The sequence below is a fragment of the Microvirga sp. KLBC 81 genome (genome assembly GCF_003075415.1).
In the GTDB taxonomy this organism is placed as follows: Bacteria; Pseudomonadota; Alphaproteobacteria; order Rhizobiales; family Beijerinckiaceae; genus Microvirga.
The window spans coordinates 1-9,844 of the sequence record NZ_QDAH01000129.1 but is presented as its reverse complement, the minus strand read 5'-3'; the positions used below and the strand labels follow the sequence as shown (position 1 = coordinate 9,844).

The window sequence follows — 9,844 nt, the reverse complement described above, 5'->3', positions numbered from 1 at the left end:
ATCGCCTGCCTGTTCCTGCGGCATCTGCGGTTGCAAGCCGCCGGTCGGGGAAAAAGATGCGGGGGGACCGCCGCCGCACCCGCGCTTGCCAGCCATTCGGCGCATGCTGCTTGATCATCTGGCACACGCCATGCGCCTGCGATGTCCATTCTGCCGGGCCCGCTTCACTCTTGGTTCGATGAGGGGAGTGCCAAAGTAGTGCTAGAAGCTGTTCTTAACAATAGAAGTATAGCAACTCCCGCATGAGCCCAGCCAGTGATCGCGAATTCTGCTCCGAAGCGAACTGGGAGTTCCTAGAGCGTTTTCCGGCTATTCCGAGTCAGAGGGATTCCGCTCTGAGATCTGATGTGGCCTGCTTGTCTCCAGACATGGAGGCACGGCCTGGCACGCGCTTACAGTCAGGATCTGCGGGAACGGGTGATCAGGACCGCGGTGAGCGGCACCTCGGTGCGGCCGGCCGCGGCTCGCTGTGGAGTTGGCGTTTCAACCGCTATCCTGTGGGTGCGCCGGCCCGATCCGGCGAAGTCAGAGCGCGTCGGCAGGGTCAGCCCAAGGGCTCCAAGCTCGATGCGCATGCAGCCTTTCTCCTCGAATTGATCGAGGCCTCGTCGCAGATCAGCCTTCACGAGATGCAGGTGAAGCTGAGGGAGGAGCGCGGCGTCTCTGCGGGCATCGGCACACTGTGGCGCTTCTTCAAGACACGGGCGATCACAGTCAAAAAACCCGCCCACGCCTGCGAGCGCGACCGGCCCGACGTCAGGGCCGCGCGCGAGGCTTGGTTTGACGGGCAACTCGATCTCGCCCCCGAGCGACTGGTGTGCATCGACGAGACCAGTGCCTCAACCAAGATGGCGGGCCTGTACGGACGCTGTGCGCGAGGCCAGCGCCGGCGGGTTGGCCTTCCGCATGGGCATTGGAAGACTACGACCTTTGTGGCGGGCCTGCGCTTGAGCGGGTTCTCCGCGCCGATGGTGCTCGATGGGCCAATGACTGGCCCGTGGTTTGTGGCTTATGTCGAGCAGATCCTCGTGCCGACACTGCAGGTCGGCGACGTGGTGATCTGGACAACCTGCCGCCGCGTAAGAGCGCAGCCGTGCGAGCGCTCATCGAAGCCGCCGGCGCCACGCTGATGCGCCTGCCGCCGTATTCGCCCGACTTCAACCCGATTGAGAAGGCCTTCGCCAAGCTCAAGGCGCTGCTGTGCAAGGCTGCGGCTCGCACGAAGGAGGCGCTCTGGCAGACCACCGGTGAGCTGCTGGACGCGTTCTCGCCCGAGGAGTGTGCCAACTACTTCAGGGAGGGATAGGAACCGGTGTAAGCGGAAAACGCTCTAGAAACAGTCCGGGTCCGGCGGAGGTCAGCGCCTGATGGGCCAGACAAAAACTGAGCGTTATCCTCATCTACTGACACCCTTTAGTTTGGCATTTTTTCTCATTTTGCTGCTCAAACCCAGTCTCGAAAAAGGTAAAGTGGTCGAGGGTCGCGCGTTTCCAAGAGGGTGCCGAAGCCTGACCTGGAAGCGGATGGGAGCCCGCCCGCTCGGCAGTATAGCCGCGACGGGTTGCGTCACGAGACCGAGTTGACGGATGCCAAATGAGCTCTGATCGAGCCGCACACCCGAGAATGGCCCCATTGCTGGCCCGTCGGAAATCCTGATGACGATCTTCTGTGTTCGGCTGGTTCAGCTTGTGACGTGACGCCAGTTGCTTGAGAATCTCAACCACCTTCTGATCATGGCCGAGTGCGAGCGGGTCGAGCGGGAGGTCGCCCACAGATCCGTCATCCTCCTCGTTCACCGCTTGGGACAGCACTCATCATTGTGGGACGGCATCTTATTTGAGCGGAGCGACCTGAGCTTCTTTTCAATTGCAGAGGACCTTCAACCTCTTCCACCTAGCCAGACTAATATAGTTGGTCAGGCCAGCAGACACGACCGCACGCTTTTCCGTTGTCATCAGGAGAGCCCTCGTTGTGCAGGAGGAACAAGCGAGAAACGCCCCTGCCGATCTCTGGTCCATCCTGGACATTTCGAGTGGCTCGCAAACAAATACGCAGCGAGCCACTCCGAGTGCCGCCAGTCTATAGCGCGGTTGCGGGAGATCCGCCGTCGACAACGATATGATTTAGCCTTGGCGGGCTTAGATCACGATGAAATCGGACGCAGTCAGGCTCAGACCCTGTGTCAGCGACGCGATCTTGATCCCTGCATACGCAGTCCCCGTTCCGTCCGCATCATAAAGCAACGCCCCCGAGACATTATTATAGATGAGACGGTCATCGGCATCTTTGGGTGCGCTGCCGATAACGAAAGCTCCAGCCGACAGGACTCCGTCTGTCCCAAGTGCCGTTAGAAAGGCATTATCGAGACGCAGCGTATCATTGCCATCGTTGAAATCAGTGATTGTGATGATATTCTCCGGACTCGGCGCGAAATTGAACACGAATGTGTCATCCCCGGCACCACCGGTTAGAATGTCCTGTCCTCCGAGACCTTTTATGAGGTCATTGCCGCCCTTGCCGTTGATCTTGTCGGCGCCCTCTGTACCCGTCAGGTTGTTTGCCTTACTGGTCCCGTTGATCTCGACATACTCTTCCGGAACAGGAAGAGGTGCGGGCTCTTGTTCCGGCGTCGAAGGATATGCCGGCGGCGGGGATGTCGACGGAGTGGCCCCAAAGCCGTCGTCAGCGTCCGTTCCAGCGGAGATTCGAAGATCTCCAATATAGAACGTGGCAATGTTGGCTGTCGCTGTGTAATTGCTGCTCACCGTTAAGGTATTGAGTCCAGCAGTGGTACTTGTAACCTCGACATGGTAGTAACCATTGGGCCGCTTTTCGATAGAATACGTTCCGGCTGTCGAACCGTAAACATTAGCTGTCCCGGCAGCGACCCCAGCGAGATTGAGCATCACCTTTCCGTTGCCAAAGGCGATGACGACTGCCGCAGCAGATCCGGCCTTGATGTTGATACCAATCGTTGTTGGTGCCGTGGAACCAGTATCCGCATCGATGATGAATCCAGCGTTGCTGCCGGTCGCGTTAATGGCATCAGCTGTCATGGTGCCATCGATGTCGAGAGCAGTATTGGAAATCCGCGTTCCTCCAAAGACGCTTTCACTCGTCCACTGACTAAAGCCATCATAGAAGTCGGTGATGTGATAAGCCGACAAAGGCGACTTGGCATCAGGAGAAGTCGTCGAAGTAGGCGTCGTCGGCGAGGCTGGTGGCTCTGCGGTAGCAGCAACCGCGCCATATAGACCTGGATCCTTTCCATCCGGAGAAGATACGGTATCGAGCTTTACGGCGACAGCATCCTGAGCATTTGAGAACGCGCGAATGTAGTCGATTTTCATCTGCATTGCAGGATTCGATGCGCTGGCCTGCTGGTTTGTCGCGAGGTTCGCGAGAATATACATTGGGCCGTGCATATCGGTCGGAGTCGGCTTAGACCCCATGAACTGACCGTCGAAATAGAATTCAATGACATCGGGCTTCCAATTCATCCCATAGGTATGATAGCCTGCGGTCTGCGACGGATTGTTGGTGAACACTTGCAGGTTTGCGTTGCCGTCCTTGTTAGGCTCTGGATCCGTTGTGTGAATCCAGCGGTAAGTACCGACATCATATTCACCGTAGTGTTCAACGATATCCAGCTCCTGCCAACCGGGCAGATTGTTCGGGTTGGGCCAAGGCTGATCGGGCAGCAGCCAGAATGCGTCCCAGCTGCCCCGAACACTGCTCAGATCGGCGCGCATCTCGAAATAGCCGTATGTCTGGGAGAACTCGCCCTTTGTGTGAATCAGCCCCGCCTCCCAGGCACCTGGATAACCATAAGCTGTTGGATTCAGAGCGGCCGTGACGATCAGTTCACCATTGGCGACCTTGAATGGATCATACCCTGATCCAGGATCAACGAACGATGACGTGCCAAATCCAACGTCTGCGTAAGCGTCACCACGGTGCTCCGGGCGAATGTCCGACCAAACAGTATTTTCTCCATTTTGCGAGATGCTACGGGTGTTGAACTCTTCGTCGAAGGTAAGCTTGTAACCAGAAAGATTTAACACGAATTTGCCCCTAAGAAATTTTTAAATATTTGAACGCACAACTTTCTATACTGCGCAGATAAAACGCCCTGCGCAGCCACTCTTGTGATTGCTCATTCAATAATGCTTGGCCGCCTTCTTGCGCCAACTGAACTCCCCGTTTTGCCGCAAAGAAGCCCAGAAGATACGCGGTCTGTTTGTACGTTTAAAATACTCCGATCAATGCTATGGATATCCTCAGACTGTAAATAAGTTCTCAGACATCAAAGCTGATACATAAATAATAAATAGAGGTGTAAAGTTTATGCCGTCTGTGAACAGGAAAACTCAAACAAGGCACGCATGTAGGTGCTTACGGAGAGCGGATTTGCTCTCGGCCATTCAAGAATCCGACAAGAAGTGAAACGGGCTGATCTAGGTTCGATCCATATCCGCCGGAGGAACGTCATTATTGTTCCGCAGCCCGGGCAAGTGGATTAAAGATCGTCTGATGGATATGACCATTAATGTGCCCCGAATCTGTTGACTCACACCATTCTGATACATGGTTTAGTTTGTCCAATTGGCGGTGAAATAAGGCGAAAAAAAGACATACTCATCCCGAGGCCCCGCTTCCACCTCAAACCCAGGTTTCGGCGTGCACTCGGTATGGCATGGACCTGGATTTGAGCGCTCATGCTTGACGCAATTTCGCTTGAGGCGAAAAGTTCTAATTAGCGAGCAGAGAAATCTCACCTCCCGGTGCGTGAAGAGGGAATGATCATAGCTTTTGATGTGCGGGAGGCTTGCGACGATGCACCTTGATCCTCATTGAGCGTCAGACAGTTGTTTGTTCCGCTCAAGACATCCTGCACGGTCGCGTAGCGAGTACGGCAAGGACGATTTTGCACCGAGGCTTGTCAATCCGCTTTCGCTCGGTTCTGCTTGATCGAGGCAAGCACCCTGCGTTCATATTCAATAAGGATCAACGACCCAGATCATTGCCCGTCCAGCATATGCTTTTGACCACTGGCCTCGCTCCTGGTGAAGCAACTGGTCAGTTGCAAGCTCTCCATCTGAATGGGCCTATCAAGGGTCAATAATTCTCAACCCAGGGCCCTGAATCGGGATCCGAGCACAAACAAAGTCCCGAAGTAGACTCCACCTCCGAAAGCAGCTGTCAGCGCAAGCCTAATAGCCACATGAACGTCGAACTGATCCAAGTTGTACCGTAAGGCTGTGACTGAAAGGGTCATTGCAAAGCAGGCGAGAAAAACTTTGGAAAGGTTTCTGAGTTGCGAGAGAACACTTATGCCGATCAAACTCTCCGCGGAGGCCAGAGTCAGCGCAAATATCACCAAGGCCGCGATGCCGCGGGCAACAATCACACCCTCGAATGAGAAGAAATAGAACCCTAACGATATGAGCAGGATCCTTACAGAGAGATCCGCAAAATTGACTTGAAAGATGACATTAGGACGATTGATTGCGAGTGCGAGAGAATAGAGCGGCTGAAAGTAGGCCGTCAGAGCAATAGGAAAGGCAATCCAACGCAGGTAGAAAGCCGCATTATCCCATTTGCTGCCTAAAATAAGATCAACAATCATATCTGACGTCGAAGATATGCCGGCACATATCGGCATCGCAAGCAACATCGTATAGTGCGAGGCTTTCAGATATGCGCCTTTCAGTCTATCGAGATTATCATTGATTTTAGAGAAGGCTGCCATCACCGGCTGCATTGCCGGCCCAATCAGGCTTTGAGTAGGCAATACCGCAAGGTCGCTCGCCATGGTGTACTGCCCCAGTTCGGCTTTAGACACGTAGCGGCCGAGCACCACCCGATCGAGTTGCCAGTTTATGGCAGCGACTATCTGAGCAGAGGTAAACCAGCCTATGAACTTGGAGAACTCCGGCAGCTTAGCGAGGGAAAACGCCGGCCTGTACGGTGCAAGAACATACGAGAACATTGTTGGTATAACAGAAGAGGCTACGCTACTAACTGCAATCGCCCAGTATCCCCCTCCCAGATAAAGCACTGCGATCGCAAGAGAGGCAGCGAGTATCTTGCCGGAAAAGTCAGCCAAGAAATATTTTTTGAAATCTAGCTGCTTGTAGAAGTTTACCATAGCAGGGCTGTATACCCCCCTAGCCATTGGCCCCATGGCGAGCACAGCGACCAATGCGGCAAGACGCTCGTCAGAATAGATAATGGAAAATGGCCAAGCCGCAGCAAGGATGAATCCCCCTAGCAAGCAAGCCCTCATAGCACCTAACGTGAAGGCAGTGTCCAAATGCAGCTTTGAAATTTGTCTCAGACGCGTCAAAGCCTGCGCCAATGGAATCTCAAGAACGGTATCCGTTATCGCAATAAGAGTCATTGCTATAGCGGTCAGCCCAAAATCCGTCGGACCTAGCGTCCGGGCAAGAATGAGCAGAGTGGCAAAATCGATCGCTCGGCTTGCCAACCTCGACGATACCGACCATCCGGCGCCCAAAATTGTCTTCGCCGTAAGCATCACATGATCCTGCGCTTACAACCGGCCGTCCATAACAGCACCTGCTTCAATCATGCGAAATGTGCCGCTCATAGAATTGCGCCGGCTCTTTCTTTTTAGGGTTGCATGGAGCCTGCGCGCCATTTGAGTTCGGTGAGTTTGTCGGGCAGCGACACGTGAGGTCAAGTCATCGGATGCCCAAGTCCATCCGTGAAGGTGCGGACTGCACTCCAAGACGCGAACTGATGAGCCCAAGAGCCCTTGGCTAAATATTTCCGGCACATCCCAGAGACCGACTTCGATAACTCGTCATGTCTACAAACAAGGTAACAACTGTCCTCCTTGGAACCGACGGTGATGGATAATGCGGCACTGTCCGGTACTTTCATGATCCCTTATTCCAATCCACGCCTCTGAGTTCGGGACACTTTACCCCCACGGAAAGCAAGGCCCATATTACGTCAGCAACTTCACTCTTCTATGACTCTAAATATCCATAAGCTCCTCTAGAGCCAATTCCGGCGAGATGATATTTAGAACGCCCAAAAAAAATGCTGGAACGATTCCTTCGGAGGACAGCTCTCGCATGAGCCTCAAGGTCTTGTACATCTTACCGCCTACCAAAATTTATGCCGGCATAGAGCGTGTAGTTGACGAAGTATGCTCGGAACTTGCGGAGAGATATCACACCGATCTTGCAATCGATGTTCTGTACACCTCTGATTTCAAGAATTTCGAGATAGGCAACCGGAAGTATAGGAAAATAAAGAAATTAACCGGGGGAAGGTTGAATCTCATGCTCACAGTGAGAAGGGTTGTGAGCGAAGCCAAATACGACCTTGTTGTAGTCCCGCAGGTAGAGGCGACCGTCATTTTTTGGCTGGCATGCCTTGGGCTTCGAAGAAGTTTTGCCTTGTATCTCCATGGAAATCCTAGATTGGAGATGAGCCATCTGAAGGCAAAGCTGCTATTCTTTATCATGGGCAGGTTTATCCTTCATCGCCTCTCCTATGTATTCGGCACTTCGCCAAAACAACTTGAATCATTTAAGGCGATGTTCCCGAGCAACGTTCCGCATCACTGGGTTCCGAACCCCGTACGGAGATTTGACGGCGACAACAACGAAGCCATCCCAGACTCAGAAATCGTCACTTTCGTCAATGTGGCGCGCTTCTCCTACCAAAAGGGGCAAGACATTTTGCTCAGCTCTTTTGCGAAGCTGCACAAGCTCCGCAGAAATGTCAGGTTGAGGATGGTAGGATATGGGAACAGCGAGCCTGATCTGAGGCAGCAAATAAAAGACCTCGATCTCGAGGGGGTTGTTAGCATTGAGTTTTATCCGGACAATCCTCAGGCTGCGCTATCTGCGAGTGACGTCTATGTGTCTCCATCACGATGGGAGGGTTGGTCTCTAGCAATATGCGAGGCCTTGAGGTTCGGACTACCTGTTGTTGCGACAGATTGTGAGTTTGGGCCCAGCGATATATTGACGGACCAGCGGCTGGGCCGGCTCGTCTCACTGCTGGACGAGGATCAACTTGTTTCGGCGATGCAGTATTATTGCGACAATATACAACTCGAGAAGAAATACTCGGAATACAGGAAGAGCTTTGTGGACAGGTACAGCGTGGAAAGAGTCGTTCATGTCCACGCTGACGCACTCATGCGTGCGGCTAAATAGACTGCTCCGGTTTAGTCAGTGCATACTGCGGGTGCGTTGCACCGCTGAACGCCTGTTTGCTGATGGCTTCTCGTAATATCCATCTCAGAAGTTGTCGTCTCACCATCACCAGGCAGAGTGTTAAGGTCTGAATTGATGATGATGTCGAAGAGATCGGCATCACCGCTATGATGCCAGCATGGAGGACAGCCACAGAGCGGTCCCCACCTAAGCTACCCGTTCCGGGGGCTCTGAGTTCGGGCAGATGGCTTATGTTTTTTGAAGCCTGCCACGTGCTGAGGCATTGACCCGGAAGCCCTCAGTTCGCGGACCTGCACATAGGGAGAACGATCTTGATCCTCGCCTCTACTCGTCGCACCTTGATTAAGGGTTCTGTGGCACTTATCACCGCTCCCGTCATTATTCGCGCAGTCATGCGAAGCTCCAATGCCAGCATGGCGGATCCGACTGAAGGCCGCTCGCTCGTGTTTGACGAGCCATTCGTCACCTTGGACCCATCAGTGTGGGATGCAGGGCCGAAGGCAACGACTCTCGAGCCTGGATTCTATGGCAGGTCTGCGTTCGCTCGAATTACAGGTGAAGAAGGCTTCAATCCGTATTCGATTGTCGAAGACCCGAGTGCAACCGACAGGAAAGCACTTCAGATCTCCGTGAAGTACATAGGACAGGCAATGAAAGTTCCCAATTATTATGGGAACAATCATCGTGAATTCCAGTGGGTCTCGGGCAACATCCAGACCGCCAGACGAGATGGAACAATCACGAAGGGCTGGCGCCAAGGATATTTCGAGGCACGAATGTGGGTCCCGAAGCATCCTTTGACCTGGTCCGCATTTTGGCTAATGAACGGACGCAGCATTCTTTGGCCCCAAACCAGTATCGAGATCGATGCCATGGAGCATAAGGGCTTTGAGCCGACCCTCTATGGGACCTATCTCCACGAGTGGGGCAAACCTGACGAACACCACGAAGGCATTGGCGTTCCGACCGGTCTTGATGTTACGCAGGGATATTACCGGTATGGAGTGCTGATCGAAGGTGCTGAGTGCACGCCATATTTCGAGCGCAGGCCGGCCCTGCAGTCGGGAACGGACCAGCCGATCAGATGGACGATTGGACGATCAGCTGAGATGGACGAGCAAAAGGACGTGCTCTGGCCACTTCTTACTTTGGCACTTCGCTCCGATGTGCAGTTTCCTTCTGCGCTTCAGGAAGAGGATAAGCTGGCGCACCTTCGAATAGATTATTTTCGTGTCTACGCCTGATTCACCTGCGCGAAAGGGGAGCGCAGGTTCACAGACACGAAATTTCACCGCTGTCGTCCTCCGATCCGAGGCTCTGGCATTAAAGGTATTCAACTGAGCATACGCTGTAGTGGTGTGAGTTTGAAGTTGATTTGCAGTTTGGCGGTAGCGGGAGCAGCCTGAGAGCCTCTCTTCTGGGAGGCTGTCATGGCCCGTGGACCCAAGCCGATTGCGCTGTCCCTCACCCTACCCGAGCGGGAGACGCTGCAGGCCCTCGTTCGCCGGCGCAGCACCCATCAGGATGTGGCGATGCGAGCCCGGAGGGACTATCAGGAATTTCGTGTGGGGCCTTACGATGATCTGGAAGGAGACATCGCATGGCACGCCGCAAGGAATCCC

Annotated in this window: 4 protein-coding genes and 2 pseudogenes; 4 read left to right on the top strand and 2 right to left on the bottom strand. The window is 53.9% G+C overall.

From position 1 onward, the window contains the following. The first annotated feature begins 381 nt into the window (after nucleotides 1-381). Nucleotides 382-1,306: pseudogene (locus tag DC522_RS31035) on the top strand (IS630 family transposase). Nucleotides 1,307-2,138: 832 nt separating this feature from the next. On the opposite strand, the gene DC522_RS31030 reads toward DC522_RS31035, so the two are convergent. After that, nucleotides 2,139-4,064 (bottom strand): family 16 glycosylhydrolase, encoded by a 1,926-nt coding sequence (locus DC522_RS31030; RefSeq protein ID WP_116532334.1) that lies wholly within the window; start codon nucleotides 4,062-4,064, stop codon nucleotides 2,139-2,141. 1,064 nt (nucleotides 4,065-5,128) lie between these two features. Then, nucleotides 5,129-6,541, bottom strand: coding sequence for a lipopolysaccharide biosynthesis protein (locus DC522_RS31025; RefSeq protein WP_116532333.1), 1,413 nt, complete (start codon nucleotides 6,539-6,541; stop codon nucleotides 5,129-5,131). Nucleotides 6,542-7,106: 565 nt separating this feature from the next. Between DC522_RS31025 and DC522_RS31020 the strand changes: the two genes are divergently transcribed. From DC522_RS31020 to DC522_RS31010, 3 genes and pseudogenes are all read left to right on the top strand, one after another. Then, the gene (locus DC522_RS31020) at nucleotides 7,107-8,201 is read left to right on the top strand and encodes a glycosyltransferase (protein WP_116532332.1); all 1,095 of its coding nucleotides are present in this window, start codon (nucleotides 7,107-7,109) and stop codon (nucleotides 8,199-8,201) included. Between the two features lie 332 nt (nucleotides 8,202-8,533). After that, nucleotides 8,534-9,466, top strand: coding sequence for a family 16 glycosylhydrolase (locus DC522_RS31015; RefSeq protein ID WP_116532331.1), 933 nt, complete (start codon nucleotides 8,534-8,536; stop codon nucleotides 9,464-9,466). 186 nt (nucleotides 9,467-9,652) lie between these two features. Next, nucleotides 9,653-9,844, top strand: a pseudogene (locus DC522_RS31010) (hypothetical protein); the annotation flags it as partial.